Genomic DNA, 24,830 nt, shown 5'->3' on the forward strand with positions numbered 1-24,830 from the left:
GTCGTCGAGGGCGTCACGGGTGGCCTGATGGCCGATCCCCTGCGCCCCCTTTTGGCGTGGGACCGGGCGAACACGCCGCCGGTGGTCCTGTTCGAGCCGGGCCGGTATCTGGTGTCGGACGCGGAGATCGCCCGGACGGTGCTCGCGAGCACGACAGAACCGTTCGAAGCCCGCGCGGCCACGCTGGGCGCTGTCGCGGACTGGATCCCGGGTTCGGAGAAGAGCCGTCCGGTGAACGCCGCCATCGCGCGGGAGCTGGACACCGTGCTGCGGTCGCTGCCACAAGAGCGGATCACGGAGGAACTCCGGGTCGCGATGGACGGCGAGGCCTGGCCCTCGGCGGTGTCGGACCTGTACCTGCGGTTGTTCGGCGATCGGCTGCTGCCCGATCTCTCCCCGTCCGCGAGGAAGGCCCTGCACCGGGCGTTGTCGCTGTCGAACCGGCGTGACCGGGACCGATCCGCGACAGTCGCGTTCCGCCGCCGGATCGCGCACAGCCGGGCGGAGGCCGCGCTCCACCGCTGGGCGTCCGCCCGGGACGGGGACACCGGCTTCCAGAAGGCCGTCCACGACGCTGTCGGGTCGATGGACGATGTCGCGCTGGTGCTGCACGGCCTGATCGGGGCACTGTGCCGGGCGACCGCGATGGTGCTCGCCTGGTGTGTGCTGCTCGACAGCGGGTGGCGCGTCGGGATGCCCGCCGGTGCCACCCTCACCAGGGGCGAACCGGGTGATCCGGTGGAGAACCGGGTGCGTGAGGCGTTGCGGCTGTGGCCGACGGCCTGGCTGATGTCCCGGAAGGTCACGACCCCGATCGACGTGGGCGGGGTGGCGCTGTCACCGGGCGAAAGGCTCTTTCTGTGCAGTTTCCTCCTGCACCGTGATCCACAAGTGTGGAATGACGCCGACGAGTACCTCCCGAAACGCTGGGAGAATCCGCCTCAGGGCTACAAGTCCGTCTATCTCCCCTATGGTTTCGGGGCGGCCGCCTGTGTCGGATCGCGTTTCGTGAACCAGGCGACCGCCAAGATCCTGGAATGCTGGGATGAATTACCGGCCCGGAAAATCGAACTGCTGAAGGAAAATCCGGTGATGGGGCCGATTCTGGCCCCACCGGAATTCCGATTCGCCGGTTCTCAGGTGTAGTACCCGGCAACCGGGACACGGGCCTCGTCGAACAACGCAGGCCCTTCCAGCCGCACCGCCGGCGCGGTGGACGGCGGCTTGAGCGCGGTGACCTGCTCGCCCGACAGGGCGAACACGACCCGTCCCAGGCCGGAGCGTTCGATGGCGCCCTGGCACATCCCGCACGGCTGGCAACTGGTGTACATCGTCGTCTCCGCGGCGACGACAGGGTCCAGTTCGCGCGCGGCCCACACGGCAAGCTTCAGTTCCGGGTGCAGGCTGATGTCCGACTGCGACACCGACGTGTTGTGGTCTTCGGCCAGCACCGTGCCGTCGGGGCCGACGAGAAGCGAGCCGAAGGGCGGGTCACCGTCCTTCCGGGACTTCGCGGCCAGCTCGATGGCGTGGCGGAGGAACTTCTCGTCTTCGTCGGTCATGATCGCTCCCGTTCCGGCCGGTATCGGCCCAGTTCCCAGTGTGCTGCCACGGTCGCCAAAGCCTGCCAGGCGGCTTCCGGGCGGAGTGTTTCCTCGGGGTCGCCGGAGAACGGGTCGAGCACGACCGTCTCGGCGCCGAGGTGGCGAAGCCGGTCGAGGTCGTCGACGATCTGCTCGATCGTGCCTTCCCCGGCGAGGCGTTCGGGTCCGGTGATCGGACGGTCGGTGACGTTCAGCAGGATCCGCGGGGTGAACGCGGGGACGGGCCGTTCTTGGGCGTCGGCGATCGTCTTGACCCTGGTGAGTGCTTCGGTGAGCCAGGGGAGGGAGGTCCGCAGAGGATGCCAGGCGTCGCCGACGCGGACGGCGCGGCGGATCCCGGCGTCGCTGTTGCCGCCGACCCAGATCGGGATGTCGCCCGCGCGGTAGTCGGCGTCGTTCGCCCACGCCTTCCGGACGGCGTCGAGGTGGTCGTCGGTCAGCCGTCCTCGTTTCCCGAACGGGACATCGAGCGCTTCGAACTCCTGCCGGGCCCATCCGGACGCGACACCGAGCACGAGCCGTCCGCCGCTGAGCTGGTTCAGGTTCGCGGCCATGCGGGCGATCAGCAGTGGATGCCGGTACGGGACGATGAGCACGGTGGTGCCCAGCCGGATTCTGCTCGTCACGCCGGCCAGCCACGACAGCGTCGTGAACGGCTCGTAGAACGGCGCCGGGTACTGCTCGGCGACGTCGGGGGTGATGGCGACGTGATCGGACACCATGAGCAGGTCGTAGCCGAGGCCTTCGACCGTGGTGGCCCAGCCGCGGAGGATCCCGGGGTCGGTCCCCGGTCCGAAATTCGGGACGTTGACACCTATTCGCACAGGTCAAGGCTATCGGTGCGACGGCGAGCCGGGAAGAGATCTTTCCCGGTGCGTGGGCGTTCCCGCCGTGGATCTGCCGGTATTCTGGCCAGATGGCCGAGACTCTCGACGCGACGGACTGGGCGATCCTGATCGAGCTCCAGAAGGACGGGCGCCTCCCGCTCACCGAGCTGGGGAAGCGGGTCAGCCTGAGCGCGTCCGCGACGACCGAACGGGTCAAGCGGCTGGAGTCGGCGGGGGTGATCACCGGCTACCGCGCCGACATCGACCTCGAAAAGGCCGGGTACGTGGTGCTCGCGGTGGTGCGGCTGAAGTACCCGGGCAGCAAGCACGCGCCGTTGTACAAGCTCCTGGCGGAGCGGACCGAGATCCTCGAATGCCTCCGGACGACCGGTGACGACTGCTATTCGCTGAAGATCGCCGCGCCGTCGATGGGGCGGCTGGAGGAGATCGTCAACGAGCTCGCGCTGTTCGGGAGCACGAACACCAACATCGTCTACAACCAGACGTTGCCCTACCGGGGGCCGCAGGGCCCGTGACCGGTCGGGTCACGGGCCCTGGTGCTGGTGTCAGGCTTGTCCCGCCGTCTCCCGGACTTCGCCCTCTCCGAACCACCGGCGCAGCGCGGCGTCCAACCCTTCCTGGTCTTCGCCCGCCCATGCCACGTGACCGTCCGGCCGCAGCAGGACCGCCGGTACCTCCAGCTCTTCGCTGACGTCGACGACGTGGTCGACCCGTTCTCCCCAGCTCCCGACCGAAAGCCGTCCGGTCTGATCGAGCAGCAGGCCACGGCCTGCGTGGGTGAGGTCGTACAGACGGCCGTCCTTGAGCGCCACGTCCCGCATCCGCCGCCCGAGCAGGGCGTGGCCGTCGCCGAAGTCGTAGCGGATCCCGATCGCGACGATCTTCTCGACCAGATACCGGTGGACCTCCTCGAAGTCCATCAGCTCCGACAGCAGCCGCCGCACGGCCTGGGCGCCGGGCTCGGTGGACATCAGTTCGGCCTGCGCCCGGGTGTTGTCCAGGACCTCGGCGGCCACCGGATGCCGTTCGACGTGGTAGCTGTCGAGCAGCCCTCCCGGCGCCCAGCCCGCGATCTCGGCGGCCAGTTTCCAGCCGAGGTTGAACGCGTCCTGGATACCGAGGTTGAGCCCCTGCCCGCCCAGCGGCGGGTGGACGTGCGCGGCGTCGCCCGCCAGCAGTACCCGGCCGACACGGTAGCGCTCGGCCTGCCGGGTCGCGTCGCCGAACCGGGACAGCCAGCGCGGCGAGTGCACACCGAAATCGGTGCCCGCGTAATGCCGCAGCCGTTGCTTGAACTCCTCCAGCGTCGGCTCGACCGTGCGGTCCTCCCGCACACTCTCGGCCGGGACGACGACGCGGTACACGCCCTCGCCGGACGGACCGAGACCGAAGAACTTCTCGGTCTTGCGGATCTCGGTCACCACGGCGGTGATCTCCTCCGCCGTCGCGGTCACTTCCATCTCGCCCAGCAGGTTCTCGTTCCTGGCCGGGTCGCCGGGGAAACCGACACCGAGCAGCTTGCGCACCGTGCTGCGCCCGCCGTCGCAGCCGACGAGGTAGCGCGACCGCAGCCGGGTGCCGTCGGCCAGCTCGACCTCGACGCCCTCGTCGTCCTGGCTCAGCCCGACGACCTCGGTGCCGCGCCGGATCTCCGCACCCGCCTTGACGGCGTGCTCGGTCAGCAGCCGCTCGGTGGCGGGCTGCGGGATGCCGAGGACGTAGGCGTGCGCGGAGTCCAGCCGGGGCGCCCGCGGTTTGACGATGGCGGCGAAGTGACCGTTGAGTTCGTACTGCTTGCCGGTCTCGTGGAACCGCTCCAGGAGACCGCGCTGGGCCATCACCTCGATGCTGCGCACGTGGATGCCGAGCGACCGGACGTGATCGGTCGGCTCGGTCAGCCGTTCCAGCACGACGACGCGCACGCCGTGCAGCCGCAGCTCGGCGGCCAGCATCATGCCGGTCGGTCCGCCGCCGGCGATGATGACGTCGATCATGAATCCCCCCGATTGATCAAGCTCATGGTTCATGAAACCCCTGATTTCCGCAGGTTGTAGCCCTACGGCGGAAGATTGTGAAGCACGATGGGGGTCTTGCCGCAAGCCCCCGGGTGCGCTATATCTTGAAGGGGAGGGGGAGAACCCCTCCTTTTTCGTCCGCTCTGGACAGCTCCCGGAAAGCCGATTCCATTCATTGTGACCTGTGACGAACATGTTCGGTCCGAACTTGTTCGTCACGAACATGTTCGCTACCGTGGGCATATGGCACCTGAGAAGAGCCGCCGGGAACGTCCGGCCAAACCCGCACTGAGCCGCGACGGCATCGTGGCCGCGGCCGTCGGGATCCTGCGGGAAGAAGGCCTGCGGAAGGTCACGATGCGCCGCCTGGCCCAGGAACTCGACACCGGCGCGGCCTCGCTCTACGTCTACGTCCGCAACACCGCCGAACTGCACGCGGCGATCCTGGACGAACTCCTCGGCACGATCGCCCCGCCGCCGTCCGAAGGCGACTGGCGTGACCGGCTCGAACGGCTGCTCACGGCCTACACCGCGATGCTGCTCGAGTACCCGGGTCTCGCCCTGTCCGCGCTGGTGGCCCGCCCGAGCGGGGAGAACTACCTCGGCCTGGTCGAAAACCTGCTCGTCCTGCTCGCCGAGGGCGGCGTGCCCCCCGAACGGCGCGCCTGGGGAATCGACCTCCTCCTGCAGTACGCGACGACGACCGCGGCCGAGCACGCCGACGAGGAGCCGCACGGTGACTGGGACGCACTGGCCCTCGCCGTACGGGACGCCGACGAGACGACCCACCCGCAGATCGCCGCCCACGCGGCCGATCTGCTCACCGGACGGCCCGAGCAGCGGATGTCGTGGGGCTTGCAGGTGCTGATCACCGGGATCACGCACACCGCCTTACCACCCGAAAGGAACCCGACATGACCACACATCACCCCATCGCGATCATCGGCGCAGGCCTCGGCGGACTCACCCTGGCCCGTGTTCTGCACGTCAACGGCATCGAGGCAGCGGTCTTCGACCTCGACGCGTCGCCGTCCGCCCGGACACAGGGCGGGATGCTCGACATCCACGACGAATCCGGCCAGGAAGCACTCCGGGCCGCCGGTCTCCACGACGAGTTCCGCGCGCTCGTACACCCCGGCGGCGAGGCCATGCGCATCCTCGACCGCCACGGCGTCGTCCACCATGAGGAAGCCGACGACGGTGACGGAGGCCGTCCCGAAGTCGCCCGTGGCGACCTCCGGGACCTTCTGCTCGGCTCACTGCCCGAAGGCACCGTGCGCTGGGGCGCCAAGATCACCGGCGCACGCCCGCTCGGCGGCGGCACACACGAAGTGACTCTCGCCGGGGGCGCCACGTTCACCACGGACCTGCTGATCGGCGCGGACGGCGCGTGGTCCAAGGTCCGCCCCCTGGTCTCCGACGCCGAACCGGCCTACGAGGGGCTCTCGTTCGTCGAAGTCCACCTGCACGACGCCGTGATCCGTCATCCCGCGAGCACCGCACTGATCGGCGGGGGCATGTTCTTCGCACTCGGCGCGGGCAAAGGATTCCTGGCGCACCACGACTCGGCAGGCAGCCTGCACGTCTACATCGCGTTGAAGACCGCCGAAGACTGGATCTCCACCATCGACTTCACCGACACCACCACCGCGAAGGCCGCGGTGCTCGCCCATTTCGACGACTGGGACGCAGGCCTGCGGGCACTGATCACCGACGCGGACGGCGCCCTGACCCCACGGCCGATCCACGCGCTGCCGATCGGACACCACTGGGACCGCGTCCCCGGGGTCACCCTTCTCGGCGACGCCGCCCACCTGATGTCACCGTTCGCCGGCGAGGGCGCCAACCTCGCGATGCTCGACGGCGCCGAACTCGGCCTGGCCCTCGCCGCTCACCCCGGCGACGTCAACGCCGCCTTGGCCGCCTACGAGAAGGCGTTGTTCCCGCGCAGCGAAGCCTCGGCAGCCGAATCCGCCGAAAGCCTCGTGCTCTGCTTCGCCGAAGACTCCCCGAAGCCCTTGCTGGAACGATTCGCGTCCTATCGCTGAGGCAACCACCGCGCGGTGCCGGGCGTAGATCCATTAGGCGCGCGAGGGGGAACGATGGCGAACGCGATGACGGGCTGGCCCGGCGAACCAGGGTTCGACGAGATCACGGCGACCAGGCAATGGCTGGGCAAACGCGGCGTCGAGGTGGGGGAGCCGTCAAGACTGCTCGCCGCCAGAGTCGGCGCCCGCTTGAGCCGGCGGACACCAGGCCGATTCCGATGGCTCGCCGGAGCGGCGGTGTTGAGTGTCCTGCTGGGCATGGCCGCTGGAGCCGTGGGGCTCGGCGGCAACGGGATTCTTCTCGGCCTCATCTGTGCCTCCCTGGAAGTCGCGCTCTGGCTGTCGTACCGACACCGCGAGCGGGCACTGGGACCGTTGCCGGTGATGGACCGGCGCTCCGGGAGACCTTCGGCTTTCGCGATCCTCGGCGCCTGGTACGTGGCCTCGTTCGTGATCACTTTCGGCGGCGGAGCCGCTCTCGCGGCGGCAATCCACCTCACCACCCCGGCGAAGGCGTACGCGTGGGGGCTGGCCGCCCTGCTCGGCTGGGCCGCGCTCTGCTGCGCGGTGATCCTCATCGGCACCCTGCGCCGGCCGGTGTACGCCGAGGACACCGCTTCGGCGGCCGTCGACACCGAACTGCGCGTCCTGGACAGCCAAGCCGCGATACCCGGTTTCTACCCGGTGATCGTCCTGTACGACATGGCCGTCGGCGACCAGGCGCCCGCCGAGTTCACCGGCTGGCTGATCGCCTACGCCGTCCTCGCGTTCGGGACGACGGTGATCGGTGTGTGGCGGCACCACCGCCGTCCCGCGTTGCCGCCCGGCGACTACGGCACCCCCGTGCAGGTCTCCTCGTGAGTGGTAAGGACGGTTATTGAGGGGGTAGGGCAAAGGTGTCGTTGTGGCTGAATCCAAGGTGAGCGAGGGCGTGACTCGCGTGATCAGAGCCGGATCACACGTGAGCGCCCATCCCGCCCGAACACGACACGTTCGACCTTCCCCTCAATAACCCTCTTTACCACTCACGGCCCTCTCGAAAATCGCACATCTAGCCATCAATCGGGCATTCAGCTGCCAACGAGTGTCCTCTGTGGATACTCGGAACGACTGGCGTCCGCAGGTCAGTCCAGAACCACGCCACGAAGGCCACCGCTCGACCTTGAAGTCGGCGAAGGTGTCGCTCAGTCCCGGCTGGTGCCCATCCCTCGCCACAGCAGGTCGACGAGACTCGCGACGTCGCGCCGCCACTCGCCGTTCGGGTCGAGGTACAGCAGGCCGCCCAGGCTCCGGAGCACGGTCTCGGGCTTCAGGTCCGGCCGGACGGTGCCGGCGGCGACGTTGGCCTCCAGCAGTGTGGCAACCGCGCCGACCATGGACTCGTAGGCGCCAGCCGGCAGTTCGCCTCGGGAGGCCGTCGCGGAGCGCAGCGCGTCGGCCAGCCCGCGCTTGGTCATCATGTAGTGGGCCAGGTGGTCGGTCGTCCACGCGCGGAAGGCCTCCTCCGGCGCGTACTGTTCGAGCAGGCTCGGCACGACGTCGACGAGCTGGCGCACCTCGCGCTGATAGACCGCCAGGATGAGTGCTTCAGGGGTCGGGAAGTGCCGGTACACCGTGCCGACGCCGACTTCGGCCTGCTTCGCGATGGCGTTGAACGAGACCTCGCCCGACCCGGCCAAGGACTTCGCCGCGGTGACGAGGATGCGTTCGTGGTTGCGCCGGGTGTCCGCGCGCCGGGGATTGACCGATCCCGTCGTCATCGTCCCTCCCGTCCGCCGATCCCGTTCATCGTGAATGTAGCCGAGGAACCCGGGGGACCTGGAGTGACTCCAGGGGCGAGTACCGACATTGCGAAGCGGATTGTAATCCGCTAGCTTGAAAAATGAAGCGGATGAATATCCGCTACACCTCTCGGACGGACTCCCACCACCTCAACCTACGCCGTCGGGCGCTCGGTCCTGACGATCTGCGGAAAGAGATCCAGTGGACATCTCACTCGAAGTCAATGGCAGGACGGAACACCTGAGTGTCGATCCCGGGGTGACACTGCTGGACGCGCTGCGTGAGCGGCTCGCCGTCACGGGGCCGAAGAAAGGCTGCGACCGCGGGCAATGCGGCGCGTGCACGGTGCACGTCGACGGACGGCCGGTGCTCTCCTGTCTCACCTTGGCCGCCACCGTGAAACAGCCGGTGACCACGGTCGAAGCACTGTCCACAGTGGATGGACTGCATCCGGTGCAGCAGGCCTTCGTCGACCAGGACGCCCTGCAGTGCGGGTTCTGCACGTCCGGACAGATCATGTCGGCGGTCGCCGCCGTCGAGCAGGACGTCCAGGACGTCCGCGAGTTCATGTCCGGCAACCTCTGCCGGTGCGCGGCGTACCCGAACATCATCGCGGCGGTCGAGCAGGCGAGGCGGGCCGATGCGTCCCTTTGAGCTGATCGCCCCCGAGACCGTCGAAGCCGCTGTCGCCTCACCCGGCACCTTCCTGGCGGGCGGGACCACACTCGTCGACCTGATGAAACTCAATGTCCTGACACCGCACCAGGTGCTGGACATCAACGCGGTCCCGCTCCGCGGCATCGACACCGCCGACGGGCTGCGGATCGGCGCGCTGGAGCGGATGAGCGACATCGCCGGGCACCCCGGCGTGTACCCGGCGATCTCCCGTGCCCTGCTGCTCAGCGCCTCCCAGCAGATCCGGAACATGGCCAGCATCGGCGGAAACCTGATGCAGCGCACCCGCTGCTCGTACTTCCGGGACGTCGCCATGCCGTGCAACCGGCGGGATCCCGGCAGTGGCTGCCCGGCGATCTCGGGTGCCAACCGGATGCACGCGGTGCTGGGCACCAGCGACTCGTGCGTGGCGACCCACGCCAGTGACGTGGCCGTCGCGCTGGTCGCCCTCGACGCGCGGCTCCGCCTGGTGAGCGCCACCGGTAGCCGCACCGTCGAGCTGGGCTCCTTCTACCGGCAGCCGGGGGAAACCCCTGAGGTGGAGAACGACCTGCGCCCCGGCGAGCTGATCGCCGAGGTCGTGGTCCCCAGGCTGGACTGGGCCTCGAACTCCACGTACGTCAAGGTGCGCGACAGGCAGTCCTACGAGTTCGCGCTGTGCTCCGCCGCGGTCGCGCTGCACGTCGAGGACTCGCGCATCGTCGACGCCAGGGTCGCGGTGGGCGGCGTGGCCACCGTGCCGTGGCGGCTGCCCGAGGTCGAGGCGGCCTTGCGCGGCGCACCGGCGACCGTCTCCGCCTTCGACGACGCCGCAGCGCTGGCCGTCCAGAACGCGCGCCCGTTGGCCGCTAACGGATTCAAAACGTCGTTGCTGCCGCGGACCATCGTCCGCGCGCTGCTCGAACTGACCGAGGGGAGCCGCTGATGACCAGCCGGGTGGACGGGCCGCTGAAGGTCACCGGCCAGGCCGAATACGGGGCGGACCACACCTTCCCCGGAATGGCCTACGGGTATGTCGTGACCAGCTCGATCGCCCATGGCGAGATCGAGGCGATGGACGTCGCGGAGGCACGGGGTGCTCCCGGCGTAATTGGTGTGTACACGCCGTTCGACCCGCTCGAGCTGCGGACCCCGGTCACGATGTTCATGGGTGAGACCTGGGTTCCGTTGCAGGACAAGGAAGTCGCCTACTACGGCCAGCCGATCGGCTTCGTGGTGGCCGACACCTACGAACAGGCGCGCGACGCCGCGATGCTCGTCGAGGTCTCCTACCTGGCCCGTCCCGCGTTGACGTCGCTGCAGGAAGGCCTCGCCACGGCCGAAGACGCACCGGCGGCGAGGGACGGTTCACCACCGTCGCTCGCGGTTCTCGCGCCCGGCGTCGACTCCATCGAGGACGCGCTGGGCGAGAGCCCCGTGGTCGTCGAAGCCACGTACACCACCGCGACCCAGAACCACGCCGCGATGGAACCGCATTCCGCGGTCGCGGTGTGGGGTCCAGAAGGCCTGACGATCCACAGTGGAAACCAGGGATCCGATCTCCAGGCCGCGGAACTCGCGGGCGCGCTGGACACGAAACCGTCCGAAGTGCACGCGGTGAACCCGTTCGTGGGCGGGGCGTTCGGTGGCAAGGGCCGCACGTCCACGCCTGCGTTCCTGGCGGCCGCCGCCGCCCGGGTCCTCGGCAGGCCGGTCAAGGCCGCGCTCAGCCGGGAACAGGTCTTCACCGCGACCGCGGGCCGCGCCGCGACCGTACAGAAGATCGCCCTCGGGGCCGAGCACGACGGCACCCTCAACGCGCTGCGCCACGACTCCTGGTGCAGCACACCGATGGACCGGTCGTTCGTCGAGCCGACGTCGCACGGCACCTCACGCGAGTGGTACGCCACCCGGAACCTGGCCATCAGCCAGAAGATGGTGCCGCTGAACGTTCCGCCGACCACCTTCATGCGGGCGCCCGGCGAGGCGCCCGGATCTTTCGCGCTGGAGAGCGCGATCGACGAGCTCGCGGTCGCGCTGAACATGGATCCGATCGAGCTGCGCCAGCGGAACAACTCGACCGCGCCGCCCGGCAAGGATCTGCAGTGGTCGAGCAAGCACCTCGACGAATGCTTCCGGGTCGGCGCCGCGCGGTTCGGCTGGTCTGAGCGCTCGCCCCAGGGACGGGCGGACGGAGACTGGCTCGTGGGTGTCGGCACGGCGACGGCCATGTTCCCCGCTCTGCGTTTCCCGGCGACGGTCGGGATCACCCTGCGGTCCGACGACACGGCCGTTGTCGCGACCAGCGGGGCGGATCCGGGAACCGGCCTGCTGACCGTGCTTTCCCTGGTAGGCGGGGAATCACTGGACATCTCGCCGGATCGGGTGGTGCCGCAGCTCGGTGACTCCGCACTGCCGCCCGGCGGCATGTCCGGTGGCTCGACGGCCACCGCGAGCGCGGGAACGGCCATCATGATCGCCGCGGCGAAGGCGATCGACGACCTGCTGGCGGTGGCGTCGGCCCCGGGAGCGCCGTTCGACGGCATGGACGTCTCCTACGCGGACGGCCGGGTGCTGGCCGGAGACCGGTCGATGACCTTCGGAGAGCTCCTGCGGGCCTTGAACCGCCCGTCGATCTCCGTGACCGGATCGTCGGCACCCGGCGAGGAGCTGACGAAGCATTCGTTCAGCTCGTTCGGCGCCCAGTTCTGCGAAGTCCGCGTGCACAAGTGGACCCGCGAGATCCGGGTGTCCCGCATGCTCGGCGTATTCGACGCCGGCCGGATCATCAACCCGACGGCGGCGCGGAGCCAGATCATGGGAGGCATGATCTGGGGCGTGTCGGCCGCTCTGCACGAGGGGCTGGAGATCGAGGCCAACGGGCGATTCGCCAACGGTGACTTCGCGAGCTACCTGATCCCGGTGAACGCGGACATCCCCGAGGTCGACGTCCATTTCGTCGAGTACCCGGACACCCTGCACAACTCGGTCGGCGCGAAGGGAATCGGCGAGATCGGCACCGTCGGGATGGCGGCGGCCGTGGCGAACGCCGTCCACAACGCCACCGGCATCCGGGTCCGGCACATCCCCATCCAGATCGAGGACCTTCTCGACGAGTAGGGGGCATAGGCAGCTCAAGCCGTCGGCTAGATTCCACCAACAGTACCAGCGGGTGGAGAGCAGGTGGCGGCTTGAGCGGCTTCGGCAAGGGGAATCCCGGTATCGGCGGCGTCCTGCTCGCCGGGGCCGCCTTGTGCGCCGTCGCTGTCGGCGGCTGCACGGCCTCGGCGAGCGGCTTCCTGCCGCCACCGGTGAAGGCCGGTTTCGACTACCAGATCGGCGGCGCGTACCCGCCGCCGCCCGGGGTCGGGGTCGTCAGCCGCGACCACACCGTCGACCCCGCCGAGGGCCTGTACAACGTCTGTTACGTCAACGCGTTCCAGGCTCAGCCCGGGGCGGAGGGGGAGTGGGGCGACCTCCTGCTGCGCGACGCGAACGGCGACGTCGTCATGGACGAAGACTGGGGCGAAGCCCTGCTCGACCTCCGGACCGCGGACAAACGCGGGCGGGTGGCGGCCAAGGCGAACGCGTGGACCGACGAGTGCGCGGCCAAGGGCTACCGGGCGATCGAGCCGGACAACTACGACAGTTTCACCCGCTCCGAAGGCCTTCTGTCCGATGAGGACGCTCAGGCCTACATTCGCTTGCTTTCCGCGTATGCCCACGAAAAGGGCCTCGCGATCGGGCAGAAGAACACCTCTGAACTGGCCCGGAACCGGCAGGCGAACGGGCTCGACTTCGCGGTCGCCGAAGAGTGCGGAGAGCAGGACAACTGTGACGAGTACGTTTCGTCGTTCGGCGACGACGTGATCGTCATCGAGTACACGGAGACGGGCCTCGCGAACGCGTGCGCCCGTTGGGGCCATTCGCTCAGCATCGTCCGCCGTGACCGCGACGTCGTCCCCGAGAGCGCGTCCGGCTACCTCCGCAAGACCTGCTAACCCCTTCCCATCCCCGGCTGAAAGACCATTTTCCCCGGTAGTTTCACCATTCCAGCGCGACCGAACGGAGGTTGCGCCTTCCAGAGCCGTGGCCAGACTGGAGATCGGCGGGCACTGTCGTCGTCGTGTCCGGGCCGCCGAACCGTTGTTCGGTGCGTCGATGTCACTCGTGTGCCGCGAATCTTCCGATCGGCCGGTTCGGCCGGGCGGGGGTGAAGGAGGACGGATGAGACTCGACCGGAAAATGGCCACCGCCTTGGCGGCTGTCGTCGTGCTGGTGATGTCACTGGCCGGCTCGGCTTCCATGGCCAGCGATCTGACCAGGGCGGAGCTGCCCGCGCCTGCCTGCTCGCCGGGCACCGCGGTGGTGACCGACGACGGCCCTGTGTGCGGTGTCGCCGGCCCCGAAGTCAGGTCATGGCAAGGGATCCGCTACGGCGCACCGCCGGTCGGCAGCCTGCGCTGGAAGCCGCCAAGGCGGCCCGCCCCGTGGACCGAACCGTTCGCCGCGACCGCGGAAGGCAACCAGTGTGCGCAGCCTGCCGGTGCCGGTCCGGGCTCGGACAACGAGGACTGCCTCAACCTGACCGTCCGGGTACCCGCCAAGGCGGGACCCGGGCCGTTCGCGGTGATGGTCCAGATCCACGGCGGCGGTTTCCTGCTGTGGAAGCCGCAGGACGCGAGCCGTCTGGTGACGGCGGGCAACGTCATCAGCGTGGAGGTCAACTACCGGCTCGGGATCTTCGGTTTCCTGGCGCACGAAGCGTTCGGTGCCCATGCCGGGAACTACGGGCTCCAGGATCAGCAAGCCGCGTTGCGCTGGGTGCAGCGCAACATCGCGCGGTTCGGCGGCGACCCGCACAACGTCACGATCTACGGCGCTTCCGCGGGCGGCTCGAGCGTCTGCGCCCACACCACGTCGCCCGCTTCGGCAGGGCTGTTCCACCGCGGTATCAGCGAAAGTGGGGAGTACAACTCGCTGCTCGGCGTGGACACCGTGTGGCAGGCGCAGGACTGCAAGGCGAAACTGCCCACCGAGAAACAGGCCCACCGCGCCGGGGCGCGCTTCGCCACCGCCGTGGGCTGCGGCGTCGCGGCCGAAGCCGCAGCGTGCCTGCGCGGTGCCCCCGCGGCCACCCTGCTCGAACAGGCGGGTCACGGGAGGGAACCCGACAGCGGAACGATCGCGCCGATCGTGAACGGAACGACGTTGCCGATGTCGCCAGGCGAGGCCTTCGCCACCGGGCGCGTCAACGACGTGGCGCTGATGCACGGCGTGGCCCGAGACGAGACCCAGCTGCCTTCCGCCTCGACCCCGGCCGACTACGACCGGTTGGTCGACCAGCAGTACGGCAAGCACGCGGCCGCGGTCCGCCGGACGTATCCGCTGGCGCGTTTCCCCGTACCGGCCCCGTTCCTGGCCTTCCGGACGATCGTGGCCGACTCCAACTCGGTGTGCCCCTCCGCGCTCAACAACGAACGGCTGGCGCGGCACATCCCGGTCTACGCCTATCAGATGGACGCCACGGACGTGCCGCCACAATTCTTCGTCGACCCCACGAAACCGAACGGCGCCTACCACATCGCCGAATGGCTGTTGCTGCTCCCGGACGGCGTCAAGCTCAATCCCAATCAGCAGGTGCTGTCCGACCAACTCGTCGCACAGTGGACGGGATTCGCCCGTACCGGTGACCCGACGGTGGACGGCACGCCGCGCTGGGACCCCTACACCGAGGACAATCCCGTCGTCATGTCGCTCAACGCCGCCGGAGACAGTCAACTCACCACCGAGATCCCTCGCCAGCACAAATGCGAACTCTGGAACCCGCTGACGCCTTTCACTGGACGCAGATAGTCGTCGTCGGATTTCGAGCAAGTGGGAATACGCCGGTTTACGGCTTGAACAACGCCGATTTCGGCAGTTCTCGGGCCACTTCGTCAGGAGAGGGCATTCGGGCGATTTCTTCGGCAATCGTGCGGGCGGCGTCGCGATGACTGCTTTTTCCCTGGTGCGGCAGCAGTTTCCGAGTGTTTTCGGTGATGGCGTCCGCACTCACCTCACCGGGCAGGAGGCCCAGTCCGGCGCCCGCGGTGCTGAGTGCATCGGCGTTGGCGAACTGGTCGGCGCCTTGAGGGAGGATCAGCTGCGGGAGGCCGACGGCGAGCGCGCCCAGGGTCGTACCGCTGCCGCCGTGGTGCACGACAGCGTCGACATGCGGCAACAACTCCGCTTGCGATACCCAAGGCCGTACTGTGACGTTGTCCGGTATGGCGCCCAGTTCCTCGGGGCGAACCCGTCCGGAGGCGACCACAATCCGCGCGCCGAGCGCTGCCAGTCCCCGGATGGCGGTCATGAGCACCTCCGGCGTGCCGAAGGCGGTGCCGAGCGTCAGATAGATCAGTGGTCGCGAAGTGGTGTCGCTGCGCCACGGGGAAGATGCCGGTTCGGAATAGGGAACCGGTCGCAGCTCGATGCGCTCGGTCGTCGCAAGGAAGTCCTTGTCCTGCAAAGACGGTGGGCAGATGTCGAGGTGTGGTCCGCCGGTGGGCACCTGGAGTCCGATCCCGTCGGGAAACATGCGGCCGAACCCGTGCCAGAGGCTGGGAACTCCGGCGCATCGCGCGGCGACGGCAGCCCCCGGCAATCCCCATTCGTGCACGACGAGGTCAGGTCGAAGCCGTGCCAGTTCCGGTTCGAGGTCCTCGGCGTAGATCTCGTAGAACGAATCCGCGGGGCGAAAGGGCCGGAGCCCGTTTCTGCGCAGTGGCGGGTGAACGCTCTCGCCCGCGGCGAAATGCACCTCGTGCCCTGCCTCCCTGGCGGCGACCGCGAGCGGGATCAGCGGGTAGGTGTGGCCGACCGATGCGAGGGCGGCGAAGAGTACGCGCATGCGGATCAGTTCCACTCGGGGTCGAAGGGATGTTCCGATCAGATGTTCACATCATCTGATGGTGACAGTACCTCATCTGGGGTGTTTGCCATGATGGGCGGGTGAAGCAGGTGGTGATCGGCCTGGACGGACATGCCCTCGTCCTGAGTGATGTCGTCCGCGGAGCCGGAGGAGAGATCTGGTCTGTCGGCGTCGAGGTCGTCGACACCGGACTACGTGCCGAGAAGACCGTGGCGTCTCACTACGCCGTGGGCTTTGACGATCTCGTCGAGTTCTTCGCCGGAATGGCGGAGAACTGGCACGGGTGGGCAGGTGACCGTGTTTACGAGTCTCTCGAGCACGATCTCCGGATTGTGGGACGACATCTCGGAAGCCGAGTCTGCCTGGTCGTCGAATTGGCCGAAGCGTCCGATCCCGATGGCTGGCGCGCCGAAGCGACCTTCACGGTGGACGCGGGTGAACAACTCAGCGCCGTCGCCGATGATCTCGCGGCACTCCTTGGAGTCGAGTAACGCGATGGGTCACCAGTCGATCGGCGCCGCGACCGGGCCTTGGAGCGTCAGGAACATCCGCCGCCAGACGAGTTCCTCGATCGGCACCGTGAGGCGCAGGCGTGGAGCGGCCGCCAGCAATGCGGTGACCCCGGTCTGCAGTTGCAGCCGGGCCAGCGCCGCGCCGAGGCAACGGTGCGGCCCGTGGCCGAAGGTGAGATGTCCGCGCGCCCGAGCGGGATCGATCAGCGCCGGTTCGGGGAAGCGGCGGGCGTCGTGATTGCCCGCGCGCAGGGGTGCGAGAACGTACTCTCCCGCGCGGATCGGTACCCCGCCGATGTCGGCGTCCTCGATCGCCACCCGTCCCTGGTCGGCTGCGGAGCCTTGGTCCTTCCGCAAAGTTCCTCGATCAACTCGGGTACCGACGCGGGATCGCGGGGGAGTTCGGTTCGGCCGCGAGCCGCAACACGATCAGGGCCAGGGCGTTCGCGGACGGAACGTATCCGCCGAGAAGGCGAGCTGGGTGACCTCCTCCGGGCTCAGCGCGTCGTCGTTGTCGTCCCGCGCCTGGAGTAACCCGGTCAGCAGGTCCTCACCGGGATCGTGGCGCTTAGCCTCGACCAGTTCTGCGAGGTAGCCGCCCAGTCTCCGGGCGGCTTCGGCCATGTCCTGATACTCGGCGCGGTGAACACCGCGAGCATGCCGTCCGCCCAGGCCCGCAGATCGTCACGAGCCGCGGGTGGGACACCGAGGAGCTCGTTGAGTACCGACAGAGCGAGCGGGATCGCGTATCCGTCCAGCACTTCCGTCGGCGGTCCCTGCGCTATCAGCTTCTTGGCCAGATCTTCCGCGAGCGCTTCCACGCGCGGACGCAGCTGCTCCACCCGCCGCGGGTGAGAGCCTTGGCGGCAATGCGTCTGAGCCGCGCGTGTTCCTGCCCGTTCATCGTGAAGAGCAGGCCCCCGTCGCCGTCTTCGGGGACACCGGGAATCCACACCTGGAATCGCGGGTCGGCCAGCAAGGCGCGGATGTCGTCGTAACGGGTGACGAGCCAGTCGTCTTCGCCGGTCGCGAGATGTACGCGGCCGACGGGCTCCTCGTTCTGCCGCCGGGTGTGTTCGACCGGGCAGCGCATCGGTTCGGTGCCCGCGAACGGATAGTCCATGTGATCCCCCTATTTCTTCGGTTTGGCCGCAGCCTCTCCGGCCAGTGAGTGCAGTGGCATCAGCGCCGAGCCCTCGCCGACCCTGAGCGCTCGGTCGGTGAGCAGCCGGTACAGCTCGTCGGCGGCCTTGACCAATCGCGCGGCGCGGTCCGCGACCGAGTCCGCCTCCGGCTCGAGCTCGGCGAGTGCTGCGGCGAGGACCTGTTCGGCGTCACGCTGCTGGCGCTGCGCGACCGCCGTGATCAGTTCGTCGACCGGGGTGACCAGGGTGCGGCGACGGTCGGCGGGATCCGGGCGTGTGCGCAGGGCACCTTGCTCTCGCAGTTTCGCGACGGCGGTGGATACGTGGCTCTGCGCGAAACCGGTGCGCGCGGTCAGTTCGCTGATCGAGATGTCCGGTGCTTCGACGATCACCGAGATGAGCACGAGGTCGATCTCCGGTACTTCCGGATCCGCGTCGTCGCGCATGCCGTGGGAGGCGAGCTCCATCAGGTGCTTGCCGAGCAGGTACAGCTCACCGGCTTTCATATCGAAAAAGATACATCTAAAACGATGTAAATGGCGAGCTGATCGCGTCCTACGACCGCTGCTTGGTCTCGTAGACCTCTGGATCGAGAATCGTGCGCTTGATCGCCTCGCGTCGCTTACACATCTTCTCCAGGACATCGACGACGCTCTCGGCAAGACAATGAGAGTCCTGGACGACAGTCGCCCGAAGAGGGCTCGTGCCGGTGTCGATCAGCGTTCGGGCCTCGGTCGTACCGTCCACTCCGATGATCACGGTGTCCGTCGTGACCGGCGAAGTCGACGCTCGAAGCGCGTCGACCGCGCCCAGCGCCATCTCGTCGTTGGTGCAGAACACCGCGTCCAGGCGGCCATGTCGCGAAGCGAGCGCGCGACTGTGGGATTGCACGGCGTCCTGGGCGCGGAGCCGGTTGAAGGCGCAGCTGTCGTTGACGGTGATCGAAACCTCAGGCAGCTCCGCCTGTAGAACGGTCGCGCAGTGACTTTGCCGCGTTTGGTGCTGCCGACTCGCCACGATCAGCACATGAGGCCGCCGACTGCTTCGCTCTCGCAGGTACGCCGCCAGCCAGCGACCCGCGAGTGCCCCGAGATCGGAACTGAGGTATCCGACGAAAACGGCGTTGCGCGGGTACTGGTCTTCGTCGTCGAACGGTTCGACATCGGTGAAAACCACCGGCAAGGCCAACTCCGTGCAGAACTCGACGAGATCCAGCCTCAACCGCTGGACTTCGGTCGCGACGACGATCCCGCCGATGTAAGCCCGGCGCGCGGCCAGAATCCTGCGCAGGTGGTGTGCCTGGGCGGCAGCGTCATAGTCGCGATCGGGCACCTTCAACACCAGGTCGATGCCGTTGCGGTCCAGCACGCCATGCATACGTTGCACGAAACCGGCGACCCAGTACTTCTGTCTGAAAGCGGACGTGACCAGGAAGGCTTGCCGGGTGCGCCTAGGCCACCGTGTCCGGTGAAGCAGGAGAAGACCCGCGACCACCACGCCTACGACCAGGACAGACCACGCGGGCACCTTCGCTGTCATCGCGTCGCTCCGGACCACCGCGAGTACTCCGGCGAGGACCAGACCACCGGCAACCGAGGTGACGACGGTGAACCGCACCGGCGTGCGATCGCGGTCCAGCAACTTCACGGTGATTCCCCCTCCGGCAAACGGAAACAGGCAGCGATTATGTGCCCGATGACCGTTGGTTTCCATGATGAGGACGAACCGTTTGCTCATACCGTGCGAACAGCGCCCGGCCGGACGTCACACTTGGCGTACCAAACCGGATTCCCAAGCCCACACGGCGATCTCGGTGCGGTTGCGAGCCGCGATCTTGCGCTGGATCGACGCGAGATGGGTTTTGACGGTGGACAGGGAGATCGTCAGCTCCGTAGCGATCTCGGCATTCGTCCGACCGCGTGCGATGGCCCGGGTGACGTCGAGTTCGCGCTGGCTCAGGGCCGGGTCGGGGCGGCGGGCGCGACGCCGGATCGGGGAGCCGGTGAAGTGGGCGAGCAGCCGGGTGGTGATCGACGGCGACACCAGGGCTTCGCCGTTCGCGGCCGCGTGCACGGCTTCCACCAGCAGGCCGGGACCGGCGTCCTTGAGGAGGAATCCGCAGGCGCCGGAGCAGAGCGCCTCGTGCACCAGTTCGTCGAGGTCGAACGTGGTGACGACCAGAACGCGCAACGGGTCCTTCACGTCGGGGCCCGCCAGTTGCCGGGTGGCGGTGAGGCCGTCGATCACCGGCATCCGGATGTCCATCAGCGTGACGTCCGGGCGGAGCTCGCGAGCCAGCGCCACCGCCTGCTCGCCGTTTTCCGCTTCGCCGACGACTTCGACTCCGGGCACGCGCTCCAGGATGAGCCGGAACCCCGTGCGCACCATGGCCTGGTCGTCGGCCAGCAGGACTCGCAGCGTCACTGGGCCGAGCCTCCTTCTCTGGGCCGGGCCGCCGCCGCTCCACCCGGGAGAGGCAGTTCGGCGAGGACCCGCCAGCCGCGCTCGCCGTGTTCACCGGCGGACAGCCTCCCGTCGAGTGCCGCGATCCGCTCGCCCATCCCGATCAGCCCGTAGCCACCGGCCGATCGGCGTGCGCGGCTTGGCCGCAGCCCGTCGTTGACGACCTCGACCCGGAGGTAGCGCTGGTCGTCGGCGGGCTCGACCGTGACGGTGATGACGCGGGCGTCCGCCGCGTGCTTGCGCACGTTCGTCAGTGACTCGAGCACCACGCGGTGGACGGTCGACACCGTTTCCGGCGCGATCGCGAGGTCCGCCAACCCCGGTGCCAGCCGCAGGGTGACGCCTTCTTGCTCGCCTGCGGCGGCTTCGACGGTCCTCACCAGGTCCCTCGCGACGACGGGCGACGTGTGCCCGGGGTCGCGCAACATCATGACCAGGCGCCGTACCGCGGCGAGGGCTTCCGCGCCGGCGTGCTCGATCTCCTTGATCAGGTCATGTTCGGGACCGTCGGCCAGGACCACGCCGGCGGCTTGCGTCCGCACCACGACCCCGGTGATGTGATGGGCGACCAAGTCGTGCAGCTCTCTCGCCAATTCGAGCCGCTCCCGTTCCCGCGCGGCCACCAGCGCGGCCTCGCGACGGGCGTCGCCGTCGCGCAGGATCAGGCCGATCATGATGCTTCCGCCCCACAGCAACGCCCACAGCACCGCGACGGTCAGCGTCGTGGAGGAGTCGCCGTACCGCAGGACCGGGGCGGCTGCCATCGCGAGGCCGCTGAGTACCGCGAGCACGCCGGCGAGACCGCGGGACACCCGGTGACAGGCCGCTCCGGTCAGCAGCATCAACGCCAGGATCTCGGGATCACCGTCGATCTGCGCGGCGGGTTTCCCGAGGAAGCCCACGGCACTGCAGACCAGTGAAAGCCCGATCGCCGCGCCGGCCAGCGCCGCGGTTCGCTCCGGGAAGCGGCGCCGCAGCAGTGCGAGCACGACGATCACCACGCCCGCCGCGAAATAGAAGATCTCTCCCGGAGGAGCCGGGCCGCGCGGGATCAGCCGCCGGAGCAGCTGTTCGAGGTTCAACCCGACCAAGACCACGAACTCGGCGATCACCAGGCCACGGACCGGCCGCGCGGTGGTGGTCGGGAGCACCGGCTGTCCTTCCTGCTTCGTCGGGCGTTCAGGTGATCATCATGCCCCGGAACCACGGGTGGTGACGGACGACTGTCCGCCACCACCCGGCGATCAACGGGGCTCGGCCGCGCAAGCGAGGTCGCGCTCCGGGCGCTGTCCCGTGGTCAGGAACGTGGTCGCCGCGGTGTCGGCGCAGTGATTCCCGAGGTAGGGATAGACGCCGTGCCCGCCCGCGTCGACGGTGACCATCCGGGCCCGGTCTCCGAACGCCTGGCGCAGGCGCTCGGCGCCGACCAGCGGCGTCGCGGGGTCTCGCTGGTTCTGCAGCATGAGGACGTTCGAAGGGCCTCGGTCACCGATCCTCACCGGCGGTTCGGTGGGCGACGGCCAGAACGCGCAAGGCTGGACGTTGGCCCCGGCGGCGCCGAACATCGGGTGGCGGAGCCTGTCGAGCGCGACGGTGGCCTGGTAGGTGCCCACCGACCGTGGCCAGCGTGAGTCGGCGCAGATCACGTGGTAGCGACCGGAGATCAGGTTGTCCACATTGGACACGTTGCCGCCGCCGAGCGGCGGGAGTGGCTGGCCGGTGTCGATGGCCTGCCAGATCTTGGCCACCAGCGGCATTCCCGCGTCACTGAACAGGAAGCCGTAGGTGAGCATCCGGAAGGCCGCGCCGTCGACGTCCTGCGCGGGTTTCTTGTCCAGCCGCCCGGCGAGCTCGAAGTACTTGGCGGTGATCTGTTCGGGAGTGGAACCCAAGTGGTAGGTCCCGTCCTGAGCGGCGGCGAACTTCGCGAAGTCCGGGAAGCGGTCGTCGAAGCCCTGCGCGTAGAGCCTGTCGTTGGCGTAGTCCCAGCCGCCCGGATGGACGTTGCTGTCGAGGATGATCCTGTCGCCGCGCTGCGGGAACAGCGTCGTGTACACGGCACCGAGGTGGGTGCCCCACGAGTAGCCGGCGAACGAAATCTTCTCCTCGCCGAGCGCCGCGCGGATCCGGTCCATGTCGCGCGCGGTGTCGGCGGTGCTGATGTGCGGCAGCATCCAGGAGGTCTTCGAGGCGACGCACTGCTGTGCGATGGCCTTCGACTGCTCGGCCCGCTTCGCCACGTCGGCGGCGTTGCGCGCGTACGGCGGGACGTTGCCCACCGCCTGCTGCTCCGGTGTCAGATCGCAGGTCACCGGGGTGCTGTGCCCGAGGCCGCGCGGATCGAAGCCGATCAGGTCGTAACTGTCCAGCACGCTCTGCGGAAGTTTCGCCGCGGCCAGCTCGGCCGGGAACTTCAGCCCCGGGGACGGTCCGCCCGGGTTGGTCAGCAGGACACCTCGGCGCTTCTCGGGGTTCTTGCTGGCCAGCCGAGAAATGGCGACGTCGATCTGACGGCCGCCGGGGTCCTTGTGGTCCAGCGGGACCTTGATCGTCGAGCATTCGAGACCGGGTGCGGCGGAGTCGGCCGGACACGGACCCCACCGCACCCCGCCCGGCGACGCTCCCGCCGGTACCCCGGCGAGCACCCCTGTCCCCAGGACGCCGATCGCGAGCGCGATGGACCACGTCTTTCCCATCCGATACCCCTCCTTCGAACGTCGCCCGAAGACCGGTGACCGGCCACGAGCTGTGAGTGAATCCCATTCTGTTGATCGGAGGGTGATCGCACATCGAGCCTGAGAACGGTTCCGGGCCGTTTTCGTACCGGTCAAAAGGACTAGGCCTGGTTCAAGGCCCGTTCGATCGCGCGGCGTGCCCGGCCGGCGGCCGCTCGGTCGTGCTGGAGCTGCATGGCCGCGTTCAGGGCCAGTCCGGCGGCGACGATCTCGAACAGCGCCTGGTCGACGTCGAATCCGGCGGGGAGCTCGCCGTTCTCCACTGCCGCGGTCAGGTCCGCCCTCAGTTGCCCTCGCCAGCGCGACCACACCTCGGCCACCGCGTCGCGGACGCGGCCGGGACGGCCGTCGTACTCGGTGAGCGCCGCGGTCATCAGGCAGCCGCCGGGCAGCAGGGGTTCTTCCAGGTAGCCGACGGAGCCGGCACAGACCGTGCGCAGCCGCCGAAGACCGGGAGGCTCGGCGAGCGCGGGCTCGACCACCCGGTGCCAGAAGTCCACGAACGCCTTGTCCAGCGTGGAGATCTGCAGCGTCTCCTTCGTGCCGAAGTGTTTGTGCACGCCGGACTTGCTCATCTCCAGTTCCTCGGCGAGCCGACCGATGGTGATGCCGTCCAGCCCTTCCTCGGAGGCGATCTCGGCGGCACGGACAAGGATCCGGCTCTTGGTGGCCTGCGCGTCGGCCGCTGAGCGTCGGGGTGACATGTCTTGAGAATAGCGTACGTACGTACGCTAAATTCGACGGTGACCCGAAGACGAAGGAGCGCGAGATGCGGGGTGCGTAGGCTGGGCTGGGCCGGACTGGAGACCGAGGCGGGTGGTGAGCGACTGGACCTGACCGCCTGCCCGCGACGGTCACGCTGTCGCAGTTCTCGCCAATACCGCGCGCGCGTTGGCGAAGGCCGTGCGAAGTGCCTGCTCCGGTGCGGGATCCCAGGACCGGGTGGTCACGACCATGTCGTCCGGGTCGGGTGAGCCGAGGCAGTACGGTGCCAACGCGGAGAAGAAATCCGCTGGGGCGAGCGAACTCTCGGGAGTGTGCACGCCGGGTTCGGCGCTCGAGAGCAGTCCGAGCGCGACGCCCAGAGGAATCCCGGTTACTTCCCCCATGGTGGTACCGGGTAGTTGCGCCAGCGCGCACCCGGCCGCGGCGGGCCGTCCGTGACGGGTTCCGTTGGCCAGCGCGAAGATCGGGGGCAGCCGCCTGGGCCCCAAGGTCCGTTCGAAGGTGCTCGGCAGCACGCGTTCGGCCCGCTCGATGATCGACGCGGCCCGGTGTGGTGACAGGATGCCCCGGTCCACGGCGGCACCGATCGCGGCCACCGCCGTCATCACGCCGGGCCCGGCGAAGGCGACATTGACGCTCGTCGTGCCGGGAAACATGCGCGGGAGCGTGAGTGCCTCGGGATGGCCGAAGGTCCGCACGGTTCGTCGTCCGACGCCGGGATAGTCGATCCGGACCGGTCGCAGCGGGCGTTCGTCGACGGCCCGGCCGTGCCGGGTGACGCGGATCGTCCCGGTGACCTGCTGGATGCCGTGCACCACCGCCGCGCTGGGTTTGCCGTCGGGGGCCGCTTCGGGCGGCGCTGCCTCAAGGCTCCACCCGGTGATGATCTCGTCCACGGAGTCCAGCTGGGTTGCGGCGAGAACGGCGAGCAGATTGGTGATCCCTGGACTCGCGCCGATGCCGACCACCGCGGTGACGCCCGCCGAACGGGCGAGAGCGTCCAGTTCGAGCATCGGGGCGATCGGCTCCCAATCGTCGCAGATATCGAGGTAGGAGCATCCGGCATCGATCGCGGCGCGCAGGATCGGTTCCCCGAAACGGAAGAACGGCCCGACGGTGTTGAGCACCACGTCGGCATCGGCGAGAGCCGCCCGCAATGCCGGAGTGTCGGTCACGTCCAAGGCCAGGCTGCGCACGCCGGGCCCCGTGGCGGCCGCGGCGCGTTCGGCGCGGCCGCCGTCCAGGTCGGTCACGGTCAAATCGGTGACCTGCTCAAGGCCGGCCGCGACACGACAGGCATACCTGCCCATGCCTCCGGCGCCGCCCAGTGCCAGTACTCGCATGCCTCGGCTCCCCGCTGATATATTTACTGTCGTGTCAGTCAA

At 68.6% G+C, this 24,830-nt stretch carries 26 protein-coding genes; 11 read left to right on the plus strand and 15 right to left on the minus strand.

The features are described from left to right. Positions 1-27 precede the first annotated feature (27 nt). Positions 28-1,146: a cytochrome P450 gene (locus BKN51_RS12315; RefSeq protein ID WP_101607774.1), complete on the plus strand. Its 1,119-nt coding sequence runs from the start codon at positions 28-30 to the stop codon at positions 1,144-1,146. Here the strand turns inward: BKN51_RS12315 and BKN51_RS12320 are convergent. Beyond that, positions 1,137-1,562, minus strand: a complete 426-nt coding sequence (locus tag BKN51_RS12320; RefSeq protein WP_101607775.1) for a nucleoside deaminase — start codon at positions 1,560-1,562, stop codon at positions 1,137-1,139. The two genes, BKN51_RS12315 and BKN51_RS12320, sit on opposite strands and share 10 nt — an antisense overlap. Continuing rightward, entirely contained in the window at positions 1,559-2,428 is an 870-nt protein-coding gene (locus BKN51_RS12325) for an LLM class flavin-dependent oxidoreductase (protein ID WP_101607776.1), read from the minus strand. The genes BKN51_RS12320 and BKN51_RS12325 overlap by 4 nt, the downstream gene beginning before the upstream one ends. Before the next feature lie 92 nt (positions 2,429-2,520). On the opposite strand from BKN51_RS12325, the gene BKN51_RS12330 reads away from it, so the two are divergent. Continuing rightward, positions 2,521-2,967 (plus strand): Lrp/AsnC family transcriptional regulator, encoded by a 447-nt coding sequence (locus BKN51_RS12330; RefSeq protein WP_101607777.1) that lies wholly within the window; start codon positions 2,521-2,523, stop codon positions 2,965-2,967. 30 nt (positions 2,968-2,997) lie between these two features. Here BKN51_RS12330 and rox read toward each other — a convergent pair whose 3' ends face one another. Next, positions 2,998-4,446 (minus strand): rifampin monooxygenase, encoded by a 1,449-nt coding sequence (gene rox, locus BKN51_RS12335; protein ID WP_101607778.1) that lies wholly within the window; start codon positions 4,444-4,446, stop codon positions 2,998-3,000. A gap of 264 nt (positions 4,447-4,710) precedes the next feature. Here rox and BKN51_RS12340 point away from each other — a divergent pair, with 264 nt between their 5' ends. From BKN51_RS12340 to BKN51_RS12350, 3 genes are read left to right on the plus strand one after another with little or no spacing between them, the layout of a single operon-like run. Next, positions 4,711-5,385, plus strand: a complete 675-nt coding sequence (locus BKN51_RS12340; protein WP_101607779.1) for a TetR/AcrR family transcriptional regulator — start codon at positions 4,711-4,713, stop codon at positions 5,383-5,385. After that, positions 5,382-6,515, plus strand: a complete 1,134-nt coding sequence (locus BKN51_RS12345) for an FAD-dependent oxidoreductase (RefSeq protein ID WP_101607780.1) — start codon at positions 5,382-5,384, stop codon at positions 6,513-6,515. The genes BKN51_RS12340 and BKN51_RS12345 overlap by 4 nt, the downstream gene beginning before the upstream one ends. Before the next feature lie 54 nt (positions 6,516-6,569). Then, the gene (locus tag BKN51_RS12350) at positions 6,570-7,376 is read left to right on the plus strand and encodes a hypothetical protein (RefSeq protein WP_101607781.1); all 807 of its coding nucleotides are present in this window, start codon (positions 6,570-6,572) and stop codon (positions 7,374-7,376) included. Between the two features lie 323 nt (positions 7,377-7,699). On the opposite strand, the gene BKN51_RS12355 is transcribed toward BKN51_RS12350, so the two are convergent. After that, entirely contained in the window at positions 7,700-8,275 is a 576-nt protein-coding gene (locus tag BKN51_RS12355; RefSeq protein WP_101607782.1) for a TetR/AcrR family transcriptional regulator, read from the minus strand. Between the two features lie 223 nt (positions 8,276-8,498). Between BKN51_RS12355 and BKN51_RS12360 the strand changes: the two genes are divergently transcribed. From BKN51_RS12360 to BKN51_RS12380, 5 genes are all read left to right on the plus strand, one after another. Next, the gene (locus BKN51_RS12360) at positions 8,499-8,951 is read left to right on the plus strand and encodes a (2Fe-2S)-binding protein (RefSeq protein WP_101607783.1); all 453 of its coding nucleotides are present in this window, start codon (positions 8,499-8,501) and stop codon (positions 8,949-8,951) included. Then, positions 8,938-9,897 carry an FAD binding domain-containing protein gene (locus BKN51_RS12365; RefSeq protein ID WP_101607784.1) on the plus strand — a complete coding sequence of 320 codons (960 nt, stop codon included), beginning with the start codon at positions 8,938-8,940 and terminating at the stop codon, positions 9,895-9,897. The genes BKN51_RS12360 and BKN51_RS12365 overlap by 14 nt, the downstream gene beginning before the upstream one ends. Next, positions 9,897-12,071, plus strand: coding sequence for a xanthine dehydrogenase family protein molybdopterin-binding subunit (locus BKN51_RS12370; protein WP_101607785.1), 2,175 nt, complete (start codon positions 9,897-9,899; stop codon positions 12,069-12,071). Before BKN51_RS12365 ends, BKN51_RS12370 begins: the two co-directional genes overlap by 1 nt. A gap of 71 nt (positions 12,072-12,142) precedes the next feature. Next, positions 12,143-12,952 (plus strand): endo alpha-1,4 polygalactosaminidase, encoded by an 810-nt coding sequence (locus tag BKN51_RS12375; RefSeq protein WP_101607786.1) that lies wholly within the window; start codon positions 12,143-12,145, stop codon positions 12,950-12,952. 226 nt (positions 12,953-13,178) lie between these two features. Beyond that, positions 13,179-14,807, plus strand: a complete 1,629-nt coding sequence (locus BKN51_RS12380) for a carboxylesterase/lipase family protein (RefSeq protein WP_101607787.1) — start codon at positions 13,179-13,181, stop codon at positions 14,805-14,807. Between the two features lie 37 nt (positions 14,808-14,844). Here BKN51_RS12380 and BKN51_RS12385 read toward each other — a convergent pair whose 3' ends face one another. Continuing rightward, on the minus strand, positions 14,845-15,843 hold the full coding sequence (locus BKN51_RS12385; protein ID WP_101613187.1) for a glycosyltransferase: 999 nt from the start codon (positions 15,841-15,843) through the stop codon (positions 14,845-14,847). A gap of 101 nt (positions 15,844-15,944) precedes the next feature. Here BKN51_RS12385 and BKN51_RS12390 point away from each other — a divergent pair, with 101 nt between their 5' ends. Further along, positions 15,945-16,355, plus strand: a complete 411-nt coding sequence (locus BKN51_RS12390) for a DUF6228 family protein (RefSeq protein WP_101607788.1) — start codon at positions 15,945-15,947, stop codon at positions 16,353-16,355. 9 nt (positions 16,356-16,364) lie between these two features. Here the strand turns inward: BKN51_RS12390 and BKN51_RS44210 are convergent, their stop codons facing one another. From BKN51_RS44210 to BKN51_RS12430, 10 genes are all read right to left on the minus strand, one after another. Beyond that, a complete protein-coding gene (locus BKN51_RS44210; protein WP_233223317.1) occupies positions 16,365-16,694 on the minus strand; it encodes a cytochrome P450 in 330 nt (109 codons plus the stop codon). A 111-nt stretch (positions 16,695-16,805) separates the two neighbouring features. Beyond that, a complete protein-coding gene (locus BKN51_RS44215) occupies positions 16,806-17,000 on the minus strand; it encodes a cytochrome P450 (RefSeq protein WP_233223310.1) in 195 nt (64 codons plus the stop codon). A 160-nt stretch (positions 17,001-17,160) separates the two neighbouring features. Beyond that, a complete protein-coding gene (locus tag BKN51_RS44220) occupies positions 17,161-17,499 on the minus strand; it encodes a hypothetical protein (RefSeq protein ID WP_233223297.1) in 339 nt (112 codons plus the stop codon). A 9-nt stretch (positions 17,500-17,508) separates the two neighbouring features. Beyond that, positions 17,509-18,027, minus strand: coding sequence for a MarR family winged helix-turn-helix transcriptional regulator (locus BKN51_RS12400; RefSeq protein WP_101607789.1), 519 nt, complete (start codon positions 18,025-18,027; stop codon positions 17,509-17,511). A gap of 49 nt (positions 18,028-18,076) precedes the next feature. Beyond that, on the minus strand, positions 18,077-19,258 hold the full coding sequence (locus BKN51_RS12405; RefSeq protein WP_233223295.1) for a sugar ABC transporter substrate-binding protein: 1,182 nt from the start codon (positions 19,256-19,258) through the stop codon (positions 18,077-18,079). Between the two features lie 27 nt (positions 19,259-19,285). After that, positions 19,286-19,945 (minus strand): response regulator, encoded by a 660-nt coding sequence (locus BKN51_RS12410; protein ID WP_101607790.1) that lies wholly within the window; start codon positions 19,943-19,945, stop codon positions 19,286-19,288. After that, positions 19,942-21,135: a sensor histidine kinase gene (locus tag BKN51_RS12415; RefSeq protein WP_101607791.1), complete on the minus strand. Its 1,194-nt coding sequence runs from the start codon at positions 21,133-21,135 to the stop codon at positions 19,942-19,944. The genes BKN51_RS12410 and BKN51_RS12415 overlap by 4 nt, the downstream gene beginning before the upstream one ends. 93 nt (positions 21,136-21,228) lie before the next feature. Continuing rightward, positions 21,229-22,680 (minus strand): alpha/beta hydrolase, encoded by a 1,452-nt coding sequence (locus BKN51_RS12420; protein ID WP_101607792.1) that lies wholly within the window; start codon positions 22,678-22,680, stop codon positions 21,229-21,231. A 140-nt stretch (positions 22,681-22,820) separates the two neighbouring features. Then, positions 22,821-23,423: a TetR/AcrR family transcriptional regulator gene (locus BKN51_RS12425; protein ID WP_101607793.1), complete on the minus strand. Its 603-nt coding sequence runs from the start codon at positions 23,421-23,423 to the stop codon at positions 22,821-22,823. Between the two features lie 150 nt (positions 23,424-23,573). Next, a complete protein-coding gene (locus BKN51_RS12430; protein WP_101607794.1) occupies positions 23,574-24,788 on the minus strand; it encodes a saccharopine dehydrogenase family protein in 1,215 nt (404 codons plus the stop codon). Between the last annotated feature and the right edge of the window lie 42 nt (positions 24,789-24,830).

It is taken from the genome of Amycolatopsis sp. BJA-103 (genome assembly GCF_002849735.1).
Taxonomy (GTDB): domain Bacteria; phylum Actinomycetota; class Actinomycetes; order Mycobacteriales; family Pseudonocardiaceae; genus Amycolatopsis.